General features: G+C 42.1%; 19 protein-coding genes. 10 read left to right on the top strand and 9 right to left on the bottom strand.

The window, feature by feature from the left end:
- Nucleotides 1-53: 53 nt before the first annotated feature.
- On the bottom strand, nt 54-149 hold the full coding sequence (gene petL / locus F7734_RS36160; protein ID WP_038081036.1) for a cytochrome b6-f complex subunit PetL: 96 nt from the start codon (nt 147-149) through the stop codon (nt 54-56).
- A gap of 229 nt (nt 150-378) precedes the next feature.
- Between petL and aroB the strand changes: the two genes are divergently transcribed.
- Together aroB and F7734_RS36150 are read left to right on the top strand one after the other, a co-directional pair.
- Nucleotides 379-1,482, top strand: coding sequence for a 3-dehydroquinate synthase (aroB, locus tag F7734_RS36155; RefSeq protein WP_155749314.1), 1,104 nt, complete (start codon nt 379-381; stop codon nt 1,480-1,482).
- Between the two features lie 45 nt (nt 1,483-1,527).
- Nucleotides 1,528-2,136: a Uma2 family endonuclease gene (locus tag F7734_RS36150; protein ID WP_155749313.1), complete on the top strand. Its 609-nt coding sequence runs from the start codon at nt 1,528-1,530 to the stop codon at nt 2,134-2,136.
- A gap of 433 nt (nt 2,137-2,569) precedes the next feature.
- Here the strand turns inward: F7734_RS36150 and F7734_RS36145 are convergent, their stop codons facing one another.
- The 4 genes from F7734_RS36145 to F7734_RS36130 all read right to left on the bottom strand — a co-directional run bounded on the left by F7734_RS36145 (nt 2,570) and on the right by F7734_RS36130 (nt 7,573).
- Nucleotides 2,570-3,184 (bottom strand): exopolysaccharide biosynthesis protein, encoded by a 615-nt coding sequence (locus tag F7734_RS36145; protein ID WP_155749312.1) that lies wholly within the window; start codon nt 3,182-3,184, stop codon nt 2,570-2,572.
- A 17-nt stretch (nt 3,185-3,201) separates the two neighbouring features.
- A complete protein-coding gene (locus F7734_RS36140) occupies nt 3,202-4,089 on the bottom strand; it encodes a lipid kinase (protein ID WP_155749311.1) in 888 nt (295 codons plus the stop codon).
- Between the two features lie 173 nt (nt 4,090-4,262).
- Nucleotides 4,263-7,151, bottom strand: a complete 2,889-nt coding sequence (locus F7734_RS36135; RefSeq protein ID WP_155749310.1) for a glycerol-3-phosphate acyltransferase — start codon at nt 7,149-7,151, stop codon at nt 4,263-4,265.
- Nucleotides 7,152-7,411: 260 nt separating this feature from the next.
- Nucleotides 7,412-7,573 carry a hypothetical protein gene (locus tag F7734_RS36130; RefSeq protein ID WP_155749309.1) on the bottom strand — a complete coding sequence of 54 codons (162 nt, stop codon included), beginning with the start codon at nt 7,571-7,573 and terminating at the stop codon, nt 7,412-7,414.
- A 232-nt stretch (nt 7,574-7,805) separates the two neighbouring features.
- On the opposite strand from F7734_RS36130, the gene F7734_RS36125 reads away from it, so the two are divergent.
- The gene (locus F7734_RS36125; protein ID WP_166482367.1) at nt 7,806-8,771 is read left to right on the top strand and encodes an SGNH/GDSL hydrolase family protein; all 966 of its coding nucleotides are present in this window, start codon (nt 7,806-7,808) and stop codon (nt 8,769-8,771) included.
- 169 nt (nt 8,772-8,940) lie between these two features.
- Here F7734_RS36125 and F7734_RS36120 read toward each other — a convergent pair whose 3' ends face one another.
- Both F7734_RS36120 and F7734_RS36115 read right to left on the bottom strand, forming a co-directional pair.
- Nucleotides 8,941-9,303: an aspartyl protease gene (locus F7734_RS36120; RefSeq protein WP_155749308.1), complete on the bottom strand. Its 363-nt coding sequence runs from the start codon at nt 9,301-9,303 to the stop codon at nt 8,941-8,943.
- On the bottom strand, nt 9,300-9,617 hold the full coding sequence (locus tag F7734_RS36115) for a hypothetical protein (RefSeq protein WP_155749307.1): 318 nt from the start codon (nt 9,615-9,617) through the stop codon (nt 9,300-9,302). Before F7734_RS36115 ends, F7734_RS36120 begins: the two co-directional genes overlap by 4 nt.
- 344 nt (nt 9,618-9,961) lie before the next feature.
- On the opposite strand from F7734_RS36115, the gene F7734_RS36110 reads away from it, so the two are divergent.
- Nucleotides 9,962-10,510, top strand: a complete 549-nt coding sequence (locus tag F7734_RS36110; RefSeq protein WP_155749306.1) for a pentapeptide repeat-containing protein — start codon at nt 9,962-9,964, stop codon at nt 10,508-10,510.
- Nucleotides 10,511-10,670: 160 nt separating this feature from the next.
- On the opposite strand, the gene F7734_RS36105 is transcribed toward F7734_RS36110, so the two are convergent.
- Nucleotides 10,671-11,696, bottom strand: coding sequence for a GTP-binding protein (locus F7734_RS36105; RefSeq protein WP_155749305.1), 1,026 nt, complete (start codon nt 11,694-11,696; stop codon nt 10,671-10,673).
- A 247-nt stretch (nt 11,697-11,943) separates the two neighbouring features.
- On the opposite strand from F7734_RS36105, the gene F7734_RS36100 reads away from it, so the two are divergent.
- From F7734_RS36100 to F7734_RS65620, 6 genes are all read left to right on the top strand, one after another.
- Complete coding sequence (locus F7734_RS36100) at nt 11,944-13,527, top strand: FAD-dependent oxidoreductase (protein WP_155749304.1); 1,584 nt, start codon at nt 11,944-11,946, stop codon at nt 13,525-13,527.
- A gap of 130 nt (nt 13,528-13,657) precedes the next feature.
- Complete coding sequence (locus F7734_RS65625; protein WP_279239800.1) at nt 13,658-13,792, top strand: hypothetical protein; 135 nt, start codon at nt 13,658-13,660, stop codon at nt 13,790-13,792.
- 19 nt (nt 13,793-13,811) lie between these two features.
- Nucleotides 13,812-14,042 (top strand): UPF0175 family protein, encoded by a 231-nt coding sequence (locus F7734_RS64210; protein ID WP_243147277.1) that lies wholly within the window; start codon nt 13,812-13,814, stop codon nt 14,040-14,042.
- Nucleotides 14,043-14,355: 313 nt separating this feature from the next.
- Nucleotides 14,356-14,622 carry a hypothetical protein gene (locus F7734_RS36090; protein ID WP_155749303.1) on the top strand — a complete coding sequence of 89 codons (267 nt, stop codon included), beginning with the start codon at nt 14,356-14,358 and terminating at the stop codon, nt 14,620-14,622.
- Nucleotides 14,619-15,068 carry a PIN domain-containing protein gene (locus tag F7734_RS36085; protein ID WP_166482366.1) on the top strand — a complete coding sequence of 150 codons (450 nt, stop codon included), beginning with the start codon at nt 14,619-14,621 and terminating at the stop codon, nt 15,066-15,068. The genes F7734_RS36090 and F7734_RS36085 overlap by 4 nt, the downstream gene beginning before the upstream one ends.
- A gap of 42 nt (nt 15,069-15,110) precedes the next feature.
- Complete coding sequence (locus F7734_RS65620; protein ID WP_279239799.1) at nt 15,111-15,242, top strand: helix-turn-helix domain-containing protein; 132 nt, start codon at nt 15,111-15,113, stop codon at nt 15,240-15,242.
- A 324-nt stretch (nt 15,243-15,566) separates the two neighbouring features.
- Here F7734_RS65620 and shc read toward each other — a convergent pair whose 3' ends face one another.
- On the bottom strand, nt 15,567-17,483 hold the full coding sequence (shc, locus tag F7734_RS36075) for a squalene--hopene cyclase (protein ID WP_155749302.1): 1,917 nt from the start codon (nt 17,481-17,483) through the stop codon (nt 15,567-15,569).
- Nucleotides 17,484-17,692: the final 209 nt, after the last annotated feature.

The raw sequence follows: 17,692 nt of genomic DNA, 5'->3' as shown, positions 1-17,692 counted from the left end.
GGGTAAAACACAAGGGCAAGATGCCCATCCCACGAGAGTGTTGCACTGATAAATTAGAGAATTTTGGCAGCACGCAAACCAAACAGTAAACCAACCGCAATACCAGTAAACACGGCTAAGAATCCTACGTAAGCGATCGCAGCAAACATTTGTGTTTCTCCACATTCATTTATAAATCTATTGAAACATTTACTGGGCTGACACTCAACCGTCTTCCTTGTCTTCCTTGTCCCCCTTGTCCCCCTTGTCCCCTCATCCTTAAGGAAGATATATCCAAAAATTAGACAGAAAAGGACATAAAAAGGGTCTAACATTCAGGAATCGATAATGCCTATGCTGTAGAATACAGCCCGGTAGTGCTTGGAAAGGGGTTTGGTAATGGCTTCTGTTATTAACGTGAATCTGCCGCAGCAGTCTTATGAAATTGCGATCGCACCCAGTGGTATAGACAAGCTTGGTGAGTACATGAGCAATCTCAAGCTGGGTAAGAAGGTACTGATAGTTTCTAACCCAACATTATTTAAGCATTATGGTGAAAGGGCAATTGGATCTCTAGAATCTGCTGGGTTTGAAGTCGCAAGCTGCACTTTACCACCGGGCGAGCGCTATAAAACCTTAAGTTTAGTACAAAAAATTTACGATACTGCCCTAGAAAATCGTATAGAACGCTCATCAACAATGGTGGCATTAGGCGGTGGTGTCATTGGGGACATGACTGGCTTTGCAGCAGCCACTTGGTTGCGGGGGATTAATTTTGTACAAGTGCCAACGACACTCCTGGCGATGGTGGATGCGTCAATCGGTGGCAAAACTGGTGTCAATCATCCCCAAGGAAAGAATTTGATTGGTGCATTCCATCAACCGCGCTTGGTTCTTATAGATCCAGAGGTACTAAAAACTTTGCCGATGCGGGAGTTTCGTGCGGGAATGGCAGAAGTGATTAAATACGGTATCATTTGGGATGCTCAATTATTTAACGAGATGGAAGCGAGCAAACGTCTTGACCAAATGCGCTACGTCAAACCAGAGTTAATACATACTATATTAACGCGTTCTTGTCAAGCAAAAGCTGATGTCGTTAGTAAAGATGAGAAAGAAGCAGGATTGCGAGCCATTCTCAACTACGGACACACCATTGGTCATGCAGTAGAAAGCTTGACAGGTTATCGTGTTGTGAATCATGGTGAAGCAGTTGCCATTGGCATGGTAGCAGCAGGGCAGATTGCAGTAGAACTGGGAATGTGGCAGAAAGAAGAGGCAGAACGTCAAGATTTCCTGATTCAAAAAGCAGGTTTACCAACTCAACTGCCATCCGGGTTAGATATTGACGCCATAGTTGATGCTTTGCAACTGGATAAGAAAGTGAAGGCGGGTAAAGTCCGGTTTATTTTGCCAACTCAGATTGGATCTGTAACAATTACTGATGAAGTGCCATCTGATAAAATCAAGCAAGTGTTGCAAAGGATGATAACCGTAGAATAAATAGTTTATGAAAAAAAATGAAGAATAAACTTTAAGTCATCAACTATGCTACAACCACTACCTAACCGAATCAGCTTTCAAGAATTTATCGAATGGAAACCAGAAGGTAAACGTTATGAACTGCATGATGGAATAATTATTGAAATGGCACAACCACTGGGAGAACATGAAGAAGTCACAGGCTTCTTAACTAAAAAATTGGGTACAGAATTAGATCGGTTAAGTCTTCGCTACCTAATTCCTAAAACAGCATTAGTTAAGCCTTTAGAAAATGAATCAGCTTATTCACCAGATATTTTAATAGTCAACAAAGATAATTTGCAGTTTGAACCTTACTGGAAAAAAGAATCTACTGTAACGCAGGCTGCATCTATTCCTTTAGTCGTTGAAGTCGTTAGTACCAACTGGCGTGATGACTATTATATTAAGTATGCCATTTACGAACAAATTGGTATTCCAGAATATTGGATAGTAGATTACTTGGCTTTAGGTGGACGCTCATTCCTGGGTAATCCCAAAATACCGACTATCTTTATTTGCTCTTTAATAGAAGGTGAATACCAAATGACTAAATTTAGAAATAATGACTGTATTCATTCTCCAACATTCCCAGAATTAAACTTAACTGTTCAACAGATATTCAATGCTGATTAGATTCTCTTTCTTGAAGTATGACCTCTGTGTACTGCAAGGGATGATAGATAACTTTAGAGTAAATATTTGATAAAGAGTCAAAAAGAACACTGGTACCTGTAGGAGTCTGTGTATAGATAGCTATAGTAAATAAATACTATAGAATGACCAGAACTACCGATCTGCTTTTCCTGTTTCTTCGTGCTCTTTGTGTCTTTGTGGTTCATTTAAATAGGTAAACTTCGGGCGGAAAGGGAGTAGTGCGGGAGGCGGAGCCTCAAGAGAAGGCATTCCCAGGCTGAGCCTGGGAACGAGGTGACAGACTCCGTCTGGGATCTGAGCAAACTTACCCGTCAAATTTTTTATTCTTTCCGGAGGTAGAGAGAGACTCGGGGGATATAGAGATGGTAGATGCACCCTAATTGCCGCCCTCAGTCTGTGGCTGAGGGTTTTTTTATCGGAAAATTTGAGGCAATAAACTTGGAGCCATCCACAAAGCGTAAAAAATAAATCCAAAGATAATGGTTGTTAAGACAGTAAAAATATAACCAACACACATTAACAATCCATCAGATTCTATCGTAGCTACTGCAAGAAGTAATATTCCAACCGTGGGAATGGGATTAGTTAGAGGAATTGGTGAAATCAGTAGAAGAATTAACCAAGAAATACAAAGCCCATTAAATCTCCAAATAAAAGTATGGTTTGCGATTTTTGCCATCCTGGGACGGGTGATTTTTTCTAACAATCGAGTGACTCGTCTCAGGTTTTGTAGAAGTATTTCAACAAAAGCGCGAGGGAATTTATATTTGGCTATTTTTGCTGGAAGCCAAGGCGATCGCCTTCCCAAAACCATTTGCATTGATAATATCAAGCTAGCACCACCAAACGGACCTGTTAAACCGGGCGGTATGGGAAACAGAAAAGGCAATACCAATAATATAATCACCAGGCAAAATCCTCGCTCTGAGGTTTCAGCCAAAATATCACCCAGACTGAGTGGCTGTTCGGATAACCGTTGCAGTAGGGACTTAATATCTTGAGAGAACTTGAGGTGGTGATTGGTCATTAGTCATTAGTCATTGCTCATTGGTCAGTGGTCACTGATGGAACAAATACACTTAAAGATTGAGGAAGAACACGGAATTGCGCGGGAGTGTAGGTTGTAATTTCACCATCAGTATTGATAGGGCGGGGTTTGCGAGTATACACTTCAATTTCTTCACCTGAAAGAGAACGAACACCAGACCAATGAATGTGACGCCCTTGCCGCATTGTCGGTATAATAGGAATAATTTGCCACCAGTGTTTAATTTCCAAACTGTACAAATCCAATCTTCGGTCGTCAATTGTGGCATCATGAACAACTGCCATACCGCCACCGTAATAGCGACCATTACCTACGGCAATTTGTACTGTTTTTACTCGAATTGATTGACCGTTAATCCGAATTTCTGCGCTAAAAGGTCGCGATTCCCAAATTACTTTTAGTGCGGCGATCGCATAGGCAAATATTCCCCAACGCCGCTTAGCTTGTTTGGTCAGTTTCTGGGTAATTTGTACGCTCAATCCCAAACTAGCAACATTAAAAAAGTGTTTGCCATTTACTACGCCTAAATCAATGCGTGCGATATCTCCTTTGGCAATGACTTTGCACGCCTCAGGTATGGAGTTGGGAATGTTTAAAGTTCGAGCTAGATCGTTGGCTGTTCCTAAAGGCAAAATTCCCAGTGGTAAACGAGTCTCAACCAAAGCATCTACCGCAGCATTGAGGGTTCCATCACCACCACCAATAATGACTAAATCAACTTCTTGCTGGTATCGGAGAATCATTTCTTGGAGATCTTGTGGTTTTTGGGTGGTTTCTCGGATCAAAACCAAACCCAATTCTTCAAGACAACGAATCGCTTCTGGTAAGCTTTTTTCTCCCTGACGGGCTTGGCTATTGACTAACAGCAGTGCGCGGTTTTTCATCGGGCTGTTGTGCTGGGTTTATAAATCAAATATATTTCTTGTGGTGGGCATTGCCCACCCTACTCATCTAAAAACCTCCGGGAGCGGGGAAACCTTGCGTCTTTAGACGGTAAGCTTCGGGCTTCGACTAAACTGGGTTTAGCTGAAGCCCCCGGATTGAATCCGGGGGTTGCTTACTCGGGTTCGTGTTCGGGTCTCAAATCGTTGGATATTTCTACAATACCCCTATATCCATCCATCCTTACCCTCTGACCATCTTGCAGTAACCATGTTGCATTTTTAACATCCATTATTGCGGGAATTCCGTATTCACGAGCAATGATAGCCCCGTGAGAAAGCTTTCCTCCAGCTTCTGCAATCAATCCGCCCGCTCTTACTAACAAAGGGGCCCATCCAGAATCAGTATAAGGTACTACCAAAATCGTATCCTTGTCAACATTTACACCAGCTTGTAAGTTTCGCAACACCTTTACTCTTCCTTCCACCTGTCCGGGACTCGCAGGAATACCTTGCAGAACTTGATCGGGTAAAGCGATCGCACTTCGGAATGGAAATTTCGGGGGGTCGTTACCGTAAACTAACAAAGGCACTGGCTCTAACTGACTGTCATGGTCAAGTTCGGTGCGCCGCAATTTTACCAAGTCGTGTAACCGATCCACAAAATCTGGCTCAAAACCTTCCACAAGACGCCGCACCTCATCAAATTCCAAGAAAAATATATCTCCTGGTTCTTGGAGCAAGCCCGATTTTAACCACACCTGTTCTAAGGTTACAAAACACCAACGCAATTCAGCTAAAAGTCGGGAGTATACCTCGGTCACTCGCCCCTTTAAATGAACGCGGCTTTGTACAAAACCTCTTTTTTTCTTACCTTTGGGCTTGCGTTGTTCTGGTTCCCTTAGCTGCATAAATTGCACAAACAAATGCCTGACTGCTGATGGTTCTTCCTTCCAAGTGGGAACAGCAATATCAGTTCCTACTTCGCTCAAATAACCATATTTATTCAGTAAATTCTCAAATTGTGTGAGAATTTCTTGCCCTTCAGGAGTTTGCTCTAACTGCTCAAATACCTTGTCTGCATCGAACTCAGGCATAACTTTTCGGGCTTTCGCAGCCAATTCTTGGAGACTTCGCAACGCCGTTATTTCTGGAGTTCTGCCATTATCAAGTTCCTCATCTTTGACCCGAAATATTGCTTGCCGCAATGCCACGCTCAGAGGAGCCATGATACTATAGTAAGTTGCACGGCGAAGTAATTCCAAAATCTCCTCTGTTCTGGCAACTAACTTTACCGGATCGAGGTCTTCTACAGACTCCTGGCTTAACTGAGACAACGCAGGAGCAAACCACTTGCGGTTATCCCACTGAAAATCCATTCTTAAACAGATTTCCCGCCAACTGAGCCGTATCAGTCCTGGTAAGTTTCGTAAAGTGGTGTCCACCGGAGGCTTACTCATTTTTTCTCCCCGTGTTAAAAACTCCAAACTTTCAGGAGGTAAACCCATACGCAGGAAAATTTCTCCCAACAAGGAGGCGTTAAAGTAAGCTCTGGAGTAGTGCAAAGTTGCTGTTTTGTTGAAATCTAACCCCACAGAACGTTCACCCAAAACCAATGCAAAAATTCCTCCCCAAACACCACAGGTTAACGGGCGATTGAGGGACCACGTTAGGGGACGAATCAGTCCGGGAATAACTTCTGCGGCAATTTTCCGAGTCCAAATTGGTAGCAGCGTTGTGATGGGGCGTGCTTGTAACACCCAAAGAGTTTGACCGTCAAAAGTCCATTCTATGTCTTGAGGAATTCCCTGGTAACGCTGCTCGATACGCCGACACAAGTATGCAACTTGCTTGATTAAGGCTGGTGGTATGGTTCCTTTACCTTCTAGTTCTATGGCAGTGAGGTTGTCTGTCTCGGCAATATAAGCACGATACTGTTCTGGAGTGGTTCGTCCGGAAACCACCTGAGTTGCACTTCCTGGTAATGCTTCTATAACGACAGCCTCTCCCTGTTTGGTAATGGGATCGCGGGTAAAAGCAACTCCAGAGTAGACTCCTTGTACCTGTTGCTGAACTAGGACTGCCATTGCTCCATCGTATACTCCGCGATCGCTGCGGTATTGCACTGCTGATGCACTATTATAGGAAGCTTGACAGCGAGCGATCGCATCGCCCAATTCCTTTTTTGTTGTCACATTTAACACCGTGATATACTGACCTGCAGCCGAAGCCAGTTCCGTGTCTTCTCCTATAGCTGAGGAACGGACGACAAGAGGAAATAAACGTGATGGCTGAAGCAATTCTATCAACGGTGCGGGATCGTCGTAGGGTGCAAGCACCCATCCCTTTGGAACTGGATAACCCCATCGCTTCACTTCTGCAAGTCTCGCTGCCTTTTGTCCGACAAAACTAGCGTCTAAATCGTCATCCAGGGTGAGAATATCTTGTTCGCCCCGAAAAAATTTAAATGCTGTTTGCGTGTCTGGATGCGCCCGTTCAACTGGTAAGTCCAAATCATCAGGCATTTGTTTGTAAATCCAACCCAGTAAAGCCGCTAGCGCAACTGCAGCTACAATGTGAGGCGGGTCTTCGCTGTGCAAAATCCCCACAATCAGTGGAAACAAAATTAAAATACCAAATTTTGCCAGTTGTCTGGATCGCAGAATCGTAAAACTAACGCTAGCTAGTAACAATACAAATGTTGCTGCCAGGGGATCGTGTACGGCAAATCCCCAAACCACGTTTGTCGTACCTGCACCTCGACCTGCTATATATCGACCTAATACTAGGGCAATTAAAGCAACTAACTCCCACGCCGAGTTATCTTTAAAAATAACACGGGCAAGTAAGACTGCTGCAATACCCTTAAGCGCTTCTGATAAGACTGCCAGCACTCCTACCAACGTACCACCGTGGTAGAAGGCAGATGAGACACCAATGTTTCCTGTCCCCAATTGTGCTATCTTCCGCTTAGCTAGGGCTTGGGTAATCCAGGCAATAAGCGGTAGCGCACCTAGGAGGGGGCAGATAATACAGATAGTTACAATACCCCAGAGTTCTAGCATTTTTGATTTTGATTTTAGATTTATTGTTAATCCAAAATCTAAAATCGGAAATCTAAAATTTTCCTTAAGTTATAAAATTACAATAGTCGCTCTCAGAGTGCCACTCAATAACTCGGTCAGTTGTTGGGTAAGCAATAAGACTGAAACTACGAGTCATCCCGAACTTAACACCTGCGATTGAAAACAGCTAGGAAGTCGGTTCGAGATGACTTCTTAGGATAACTTAGCTTCTCAATTGCTGAGAGTCCGCTAATGAAAAATTAGTGGACTGCGTAGGCGGCTTGTAGCGCCCAAATGATGAGTGCTGCTATCGCTCCCAAAAGTACCACAGAGAAGGTGGTGACTACTTTTGGGGAGTCAGCGCCATCAAATTTCATGATTCCTCGATTTAAGTCGGACATAGCTTTATCAGCCAACTCCATAGAACTCGATCAAGTCGATTTTAGTCGTTCGGTTTGCATTTTTTGCAAACTTTCCCCTAATCATTATGATTCAATGTAGGTAGCGTTGACATCGACATAATTACTTATAACAAAAAGTGTAACTTTCTTTTTTATACATGATGGTACTTGACACTTTTTAAGGAAAATAGTGTAAGTTGGAACTCTTTATATAGGATTTTTCTTTACAAAAATTTACTGGGAGTCTGTTGTGGTGAAAGCTTTTCTGGTTGTCGGTTTGGTAATACTTATCGGATTATTTGTTGTTCTGGAGGTGGGATTGCGCTGGTTGTTTGGTTTTGGTAATCCCCTCACTTACGTTACAGATGAACAAATTGGCTATTTACTAGCCCCCAACCAGCGCACCAAGCGCTTTGGCAATCGTATAGAAATTAATGAGTACTCAATGCGAGGCGCAGCAGTACAAAAGTCTCTTTCATCTTCTACTTTAAGAATACTGCTATTGGGTGATTCTATTGTTAATGGCGGATGGTGGACTGACCAGGATAAGACTATTTCTAGCTTAATGAGTTATTCTCTCCCATCAGCTATTGCTAATCGTTTCTCACAAGTGGAAGTCCTTAATGCTTCTGCTAACTCTTGGGGTCCCCGTAATGAATTGGCTTACTTGCAAAAGTTTGGCAATTTTAATGCTCGCGTTGTGGTGTTGGTGATTAATACGGATGATTTGTTTGCAACGGCTCCTACTTCTTTACCTGTAGGACGCGATCGCAACTATCCGGAGCGAAAACCACCTTTTGCTTTGGTGGAAGTTTTGAACCGTTATGTCTTAAAACCAAAGTCTATCCCGGAGTTGGAGGCTGTGCAGAAAGAAGGTGGCGATCGGGTGGGTGTTAATTTGGAAGCTATTGGTAAAATTTCTGCATTTGCACGTCAAGCAAACAGTGGATTTTTACTTGTGATGACTCCTCTGCTTCGGGAAATTGGTCAACCGGGACCGAGAGATTATGAAGTTAGTTCGCGCGATCGTCTGAATGCGTTTTGTCGGGAACAGAAAATAACTTACATTGATTTTCTGCCTGTGTTTAATTCTTTTGAATCTCCTCAAGCTTTGTATCACGACCACATTCACTTGAATTTTCAGGGAAATGAGTTGGTGAGTCAAGTGATGGAAAAAACTCTTGTTGAGTTGTTGAGTTATGAAAGTTTAAGACAATAATTAGATCGGAATTATGAATTTATTTTAATGAACCGCAGAGGCGCAGAGAACGCAGAGGAAAGAAGAGAGAGGATTTTTAATATCAGTAGGGTGGGCTAAAGCCCACCTGACGGAATAATTCGCAATTCGTATTTAGAATTTTTACCAAGAGATAGATTTTGCCCAAAGCCTAACCCAAAGTTAACACTCCTACTGGAAAATCAACAACTAATCGCCGATTTCTCAACCAAGGTATACCAATTTTTTTTTCTCTGAATTCTGAACCAGCTACTACTGGGATAGTAAATTCCTGGCTATCGATTACCACTTTTCCCAAGAAAGTTTCTAATCTAGTTTCACCCATAGCCGTTAATACGTTCAATCTATCAACACGCTGCCACTCCAATCCTTGTAAATCCTGCTCATTAATAGCGAGCCATTCTGTTGAGCCTGTGTCCAAAAGAGCATTTACTAAGAAATTTTCACCATTAGCAGCAATAAGTTCAATCTCGAAAAATAGTTGACCTAGTTCATCAAACTCACCCTGAATCATACTCTTCCACAAACTCCTGTCTCATTGAGACGGAATGTGTAGAATAGACCTTGGGGATATTTTTCTAGTGCTTTTTGTAAGGCAACCATACGCTCTTCGTCAAGGAAGTACTCTTCACTCTCAGGCTCAATAACAATGAACCAATTATTATATTTTTCGATTAACAGGGGTCGGAGGCGCTCAAAAATTGGACGACAACGCTGGTAAAACGCTTCTATCTCTGACTGGTGTTTTGCTTTTTCTTCATCTGAAATAGTACGTTCTGGAAATAATCTTCCTCGACGAGAAGTGTGGTTGGAATCTAGTTGTGCCATAACCGTAAGGAGCTTAATTCTTTAATGTTCATTTTACAGTTTATAATAAAAACATGAACCTTTGCAAATTACTACTTTTTATAAAAAATTATGGCTGACTCCGTGAAGATGCGCTGTTTTAAGCATCTACATGGGGTGAAAAGTGTGCAAACTGCTGGGTGTAAATTATGTTTATATGTTAAGTATACTTCCGTTAAGTAAATGCTCCGAGAGCAAAAAAATCTCGCAAAATAAATAATACTGTAAGTATTTTCTTAGAATTTAAGTTGCTGGCAACTCGGCAAATTATCTCTAGGTGTGGTTTAAGAGGGGATTCCTTCATTCACAATTGCGAGGTAGACGATATGGACGTTAATCAGCTCCTGAGTCGATATGCAGCAGGAGAACGGGATTTTAATGGTATGAATTTGCATCAAGCAAATCTCAGCGATATTGATTTAAGTGGTGCAAATTTTGGCGGAGCAGATTTAAGTGGCGCAAATCTCACGGGTGCGGATCTGAGTGGATGCGATCTAAGTCGAGCAAATTTAACAGATGCAGATCTGAGCAGCGCAAACCTTGTGGGTTCTAACTTGAGTGAAGTCAACTTAATTGGTGCAGACTTAATTAATGTTAACTTGGAAAAAACCAATCTCAGTCGAGGTGATTTACGGAGTGCTAATTTAGTCAGAGCAAATTTGTGTGGCTCTAATCTTAGCGAAGCTGAATTGAGTGGTGCAGATTTAAGTGGGGCTAACCTGAGTCAGGCAAATTTAATTGGTACTAACTTAAATGAAGCTGAATTGAACGGCGCGGACGTGAGTGGAGTTACTGTCACTGAGCATGAAATGAGTGGAAGTAAGACACACACTGGTTTATCTCACAAATGGGTTACTTGGGCTGGAGGGTGTTAAATCTGTTAGTTGTTAGTTGTTAGTGGTTAGTTGTTGGTTGTTGGTTGTTGGTTGTTGGTAGTAAATTTTACGACTGATTGTGTACGGGCGCAATGCCTTGCGCCCCTACCACCAACCATTAACCACCAACCATTAACCACCAACCACTAACTACTAACCACTAACTACTAACCACTAAACACTTATTTAGCAGTGACGTAATTTGGTGTTTGTCTAAGTTTCTGCCAATCACAACTAATTGATTTTTAGGCGCGGTTGTCCATTCATCAGCGTATAAATGGTAACGAGGTCCGCTTAGCTGAAAGATATGGCGTAATTCACTATCGTTGAACCAAAGAAAGCCTTTTGCTCGAAAGACTTCTTCTGGCATCTCTTCTGTAAGAAATGCTTCAAACTTGTTTACGTCAAAGGGGCGATCGCTTTGAAAGGAAATTGACATAAATCCATCATTTTCTAAATGATGGGAGTGATGATTGTGATGATGGTGATGATGATCGTGGTGATGTTCGTGAGTGTCCTCATCAAAACCACAAATATCTTTTGAATTTAAGCCTACGCCTAAAATTAACGGTAAAGGCACTTGACCATATGTGGAGTGGAGAATTTTTGCACTCGCTTTGACACTATGGATGTAGGCTTCTAGTTCTTGCAGCTTTTCCGGTGTGACAAGGTCAGTTTTATTTAGAAGAATAATATCTCCATAAGTTAACTGTTTCAATGCTGCTTCACTTTGGAAGTGTTCGGAGTTAAAAGTTTCAGAATCGACAACAGTTAAGATAGAATCTAGGTTTGTCAGATCCCTCAGTTCTGTTCCCAGGAATGTGAGCACAATTGGCAGGGGATCGGCTATACCTGTTGTCTCTATCACTAAATAGTCTATGCGTTCTTCTCTTTCTAAAACTCTGTAAACGGCATCGACTAATCCATCATTAATCGTACAACAAATACAGCCATTACTTAGCTCTACCATGTCTTGGTCTACTGAAACTAGCAACTGACTGTCAATATTGATATCGCCAAACTCATTCACAAGTACGGCGACTTTTAAGTTTTGTTTATTTTTTAGAATTTGATTCAAGAGTGTGGTTTTTCCACTCCCTAAAAATCCCGTAATGATGGTGACAGGCATTCCTCTTTTGGGAATATCGGAAACAGCATTCTTTTCTTGCACGGTTAGTTGAGTCATAGGAAATTTATCTGCGTAGAAATCAAAAAGGAATCTTGAAATTACGCATATCTTTTGACCCTGAACCTCTAGTAAAAAGGTTCAAGGTCAAAAGATATGCTATCTTCGATTTCTAGCTTGTTTTTAGAAGTTCGTCAAGTATGATAATCTTTATCAATAGAAAAATGACACAAGTATAGCAAAGACATGTTAGCAAGAAATAAAGTGTATGCTGTAGCTGTGACAAGAGTTATCGGTTGAAAAGACTATGTCTCAGGTTAGTGTCCCTTCTACAGTCCACACTTACGACATTATTTGCTTCGGAGATGAAGTTCCTGGCATTCTTGCCTTGGTATGTGCGGTAAGGGAATACTATCGTCAAAAGAATCAGTACCCGCGAACTCTACTTCTGTTGAAAGGAAATGCCAAGGTTGGGATAGGAGGTCATTTAGTACGGGGTCGATTGTCTTACCTCAATCGTTGTATCGTACCTCCTGCAATTCGCCAATCACTAAATTTAGAAATGTTTGGCGCTCCTCCTGCCATTTATCAGGAGTTCTTGCAACGGGCGGGTGTGGAACTTCTTGCCCTCGATCCAGACAAAGCAGATGCAGTTTTGCGAGAGATGTTGTATGAAGCGCATGTGGATATAGAGAGTAATATAGAGATTGAGTCTGCGATCGCAGAAGGAAAAAAAATCAAGGGAATCAAACTGACTAAAGATGAGACTTTTTTGGGAAAACAGTTTATTGATTGCACCGTTAATGCGGAATTGGCGCTTGCATGTGGGGTGAAAAAACTGAAGGGATTTCAAACTTTTGGTTTGCCAGATTCGGAATTAGCCGTGACCTTAGTGTTTGAAACCTACGGGTTGAGTATTGAAAAACTCCAGAATTTAGAATTAGATTATCTGGAATTATTAACAAATCCAGTCGATCCAGAAGCCAGAAAGTGGATAGATACTGCAGCAGGTGGTAGTGCCGCGATCGCAAAACAGTTAAGAGAAGATTTGCTAGATGAAGATGGCAATCTTAAAACAATGATAGTTGGCAAAGATTATATAGATATACGCAGTCGGGCGATCTCCATTGCCTATCATGCTGTTAGAGGCACACCTATCGATTTAGAATCTGGCAATACTGTTTTTGACAAAGGCAAGATAACAATTTTGTCTAAAGGTCGATTGTCTTGGAATGCATTGTTATATAAAGTCAATGCCGAACAAGCAGAAGGACTTGCACGAGCTAAAGCCAAACCAACTTTAGAAATGCTCAACGAGATGCTGTTTGTGAGGAAGTGGTTTGAAAGCATTGGTGCTTCGGAAGTCAAGCACGCACCCGAGCTGTATATTCGCCATGCAGGTAATATTTTAGGAGCAGTGAAACCTCTGTGTGGCTATGAAATGCTCGCAGGTGGCGTACCAGAAAGAGAAGCTTTAGGAACCTTTGGCTACCATTTCCACACTCGCAGTAAAATTGAAGGTTTAGACCTCAAAGCAACTGAAAAAGGTTTTGACCGCAACGTGTTAGAGAACCCGCCATTATTTAACATTGGCATTCAACACGCGTTAATTAAAGATGTACCCAACTTAGCAGTTATTAGTCCCGCATCTGGATTTATTGGTTATGCCTGTCTTCCTGGGAGAATAGTAGAATTTAACTGTGGTGTCGGTCAGGGAGTGGGAATTGCTGCAGGAATTGCGATCGCACAACAGCGAAACCTTGCAGAAATTTCTAACCTAGAAGTGCGAAATGTGTTAGCACAGACAGGAAGATTATCTCAAATTTACGGTACAAGCAACACTGAGACAGTAGAAGAACTCGAAGATTTTGAACTTGAAATGGCTGTTTAAACCAATACTACTCGGTTAAAAATTTTTCGTCATAATTTTGCGGATGTAGAGTCATAATTTTGCGGATGTAGAGACGCGATTAATCGCGTCTCTACGAGGTTTCAATGTCAATCGATTTTTCTTATCCAAGGTGGAAGAAGGGGCTGGAAGTGACCAACGTTTCTGGCGATTAGCCCAAGCACTGTCAGCGTTGTATCCTAATAATACAGATGAAAAACGTTGGGTGGATGGTGTGCTAGCAAGAAAGAAAGGTTTAGGATTTTAATTAATATAGGAGAAACTAGATGAAAATTTCTTTAGACATACCTGAAGACGCTTTTAAGACTTGTTATTCCTCACCAGAGGAATTTGCTTCTGCTCTCCGAAAAGCAGCTGCTATCTACTGGTATCAACGTACAGAAATTTCCCAAGGGAGATCTGCCCAAATTGCTGTTTCTACTCAGAAGATTGAAGAAACTAAAGTGGCACTGCAAGAATTGGGATTGCACGGTGATATTGAAACGGACATAGATTGAGGTTCAATTACTTCCTTTTCGCTCTAAAATTACTGATTCTTGTAGGGTTGGCATTGTCAACCTTACTAAGGAAATCGAAGATGATGCCTCGTTTTAGGTCAATAGATTGGGAACAGAAAACAACACTATATAACGAAGTGTAAAATTCTTGTATTGCGTTCGTAGTTGCGCTTTAGCGCATACATCCTTAATACATATGTAGTATAAGAGTTTATCCAAACATAATATATCCTGAGAATGGCTGTATCAGTAAAGCGTAGAACCCATTTACGCCATATAATTAAAGATGGTAACGTTGTCGTTCAAGGTTTGTATGAATCTCCCTAGTTATCTCCAAAAAGAAATCGAAAAATGGGCAAGCTCCCAAGGCATTTCAGTCGAGGAGTTTATTGTTCAGACTATCACTGAAAAGATTAACCAGCTTAATCAGTATATAGAAGAGCCATCTTTAAAGGAACCACTTACCTATTATGAAGACAGAATTTTAGTTGTTGATGCTCCGCTACCCAAAGATTTTGACCTTGTAGCGTTTATTGATGAGGTAAGAGAAGAACGCATTCAGGAGCTTATGTCTTCGTGAGGGTGTTGTTTGATAGTTCCGTAATAGTTGCTGCACTTGTTGTGAGTCATCCCAGTCATGCCGCTTGTGCGCTTCAACTGAACCAAGCTTTACAGCAAGACATTCAAGGTGTTATTTCTACTCATAGTCTGGCAGAGATTTACTCTGTTATTACTCGTTTACCTCTTCAAATACCGATTCGCCCTCAATTGGCTCAACAACAGCTTGCAGTTAACTTGCAACATTTTGAATTTGTTCCATTATTAGTTGAAGATTATCAAGCGGCGATCGCCCAAATGGTTTCTCTTAATCTTCCAGGAGGAGGTATTTTTGACGCACTGATTGCACAGGCAGCTATAAAAGCCAATGTTGATAAGCTGCTGACCCTAAATCCTAAGCACTTCAACCGTTTGGGAGAAGTTATTGCTCGCTTGGTACAAGTTCCCCATTTTAGTAAGTCACTTTAATTAGGAGTAAAATGGAGTTAACCGTAATATTTAACTCCATTTATGCAATATCTATCCCCACAGCAAGTTTACAAACAATATGGCTATCACCCTAAAACCCTAGCGGATTGGGCAGACGATGGAAAAATAGACTATATCAGATCCCCTGGCGGTCACAGACGCTATAGCCAATAACGGAAAATTGGCATTGCTGAATGACTTTAATTTTTAGATTGATAGATCGCATCTTGTGGGGTGGGTGTCCTCGCCCGCTCTCTCCTAAAAGGATGCTGTTGGCGAATGAGCGGTATCACCTCTGAGTTGATACTTTTTCGTTCTCTCGATCCGGTGCCAAGGTTTGTGAATCCAGACTGATTGGCTGCTGCCTCGAAACTTTGAGTACGGGAGGCGGAGCCTCTCTTAAGGCATTCCCAGCCTGAGGCTGGGAACGAGTGAGGGGTCTCACTCCCCATTGACTAGCTCTTCTCTCCTAGTGGAGAGAAGAGGAAGTACTTTAAATCACAATAGATGTGATATGTCTTGATACTTACTCAGAGCCAGTAAAGGAAAGACTTGTTGATAGAGGTGATATTTCAAATAGAAATGACTCGGAAAGCCGGTTCCTGTAAACTCTGATTCGTACCAAGTGCCATCTGGCTTTTGTGTTTCTGTTAAATAATGGACTCCGCGTTGAATTGCTGTACGCGCAAACTTACCAGTTGCTTCACCTGCAGCTATTAATCCTAACAAAGCCCACGCCGTTTGAGATGCGGTGCTGGTTCCTTTACCTTTGAGGCTTGGATCGTCGTAGCTTCTACAAGTTTCTCCCCAACCACCATCGGTATTTTGACAACCAACTAACCAAGCTGCTCCTTTTTCAATCCGGACTTGCGTTCTTTTTGGAGCTATAAGAGATAAAGCTGCTAAAACTCCACTGGTTCCATAAATATAGTTCACGCCCCAGCGACCAAACCAGCAACCTTCTGGTTCTTGCTCTTGCAAAAGATAGGTAATTGCTCGTTCCAGTTTGTCATCGTCAATAAACAGGTTACAGCCACCCAGCATTTCTAACACCCTAGCTGTAACGTCTGCGGTATTTGGATCGATCATGGCTTTGAGATCCCCATAGGGAATGAGGTTGATCCAATCTCGATCGTTATCCAGATCGAAAGCAGCCCAACCACCAGCCCGACATTGCATGGACGCAATCCAGTTAACTGCACGAGTCATTGCTGCTTGTTTCAATTTTTCGTTGGGAAGTTTTACCACATCCAACGCCATGACTACGACGGCTGTATCGTCTACATCGGGATAAAAGCAGTTATCAAATTCAAATGCCCAAGCTCCTGGTTTGCCTTGGCGATTTTTTACCGACCAATCACCGTAATCCAAAATTTGCTTGTTCAATAACCATTCTCCGGCTCTGACAACAGCAGGGTGATCTGGTGCTAATCCAGAAGCAACTAGCGATCGCATCGCCCAAGCCGTATCCCAAACGGGGGAAATACAAGGTTGTACTGTGTAAGTATTCTCTGTTTCAATGACAAAATTGTCAACTGCTTGCAATCCTCTTTCAATAATAGGGTCTGCTGCATCGTAACCCAAAGTCCGTAAAGCTAGCAGTGAATTGAGCATAGCAGGAATAATACCGCCCCAATCACCAGTTGCTTCTTGTCGCTCTAATATCCATCGTTCTGCAGCCTGAATACCTTCTTCGCGGAAAGGCACTAAATTCAAGTTTTCCGCTAATTTAAAAGCATTGTCAAGCATGATGAATATATCCGTCCAATCACCTTGACGGGGTAACTCAAATTTAGCTTGCTCAACACCTTCGGTATAGAGTTCGTCTAAGGAGATGGCTGGGTTAGTGACAAACACTGGTTTGCGATCGAAAACAATCAGCAGTGGGACAGTACTCGATCTGGCCCAACTAGACATCTCATAGATGTTAAATAAAAAATTGGAGGGTAATAACATCACCCAAGGCGGTAATGAAGGAATACCCAGCCAGTCGTAGCATCCAATTAATGCCAGGTGTAGCTTGGTAAAAATACGAGTCCGGCTGATACCACCACGCTGTAAGATAAACTTCCTCGCCTTCACCATCGTCGGATCTGTTTCTGAGACACCAAGCAGTTTCAGTGCCATGTACGCTTCAACAGAGGTACTGAGTTCGCCTCCATCTCCGCAAAAAAGTTCCCAGCCTCCGTGCTCTCGTTGTTGAGCACGTAGATACGCTTCAACTTTGTGTAAAGGTCTTTTGCTGTCGGTTCCCCAAATTTTATGGAGAAGGACAACTTCAGCAGTGATTGTAACATTTGATTCTAGCTCAGCCCACCAATAACCATCCGGATATTGAAGAGAAAGAAGATAATTCTGACTGGTTGCGATCGCTTTTTGTATACGGGAAACTGTTTGTTTGTCCTGAATTTGCATAGTTTTCCGTTTCTCCTCACACATTCCACACACAAGTAGTATGCAGGCAAAATTGTTTTTTTACTATAAGTTGCATTGTAATGTGTTTTTTGTGTAGAAATATGAAAACACACCTACTTGGTGAAACTTATCCATAGTTATTAGAGCCGATTTGGGCAAAGCAGGGCAGAGAGCAAAGATTAAAAAAGTATAAACAAGACTTGTATTTT

It is taken from the genome of Scytonema sp. UIC 10036, from assembly GCF_009725235.1.
Note: the sequence above shows the minus strand (reverse complement) of the source record. Positions and strands in the feature narration are given on the sequence as shown.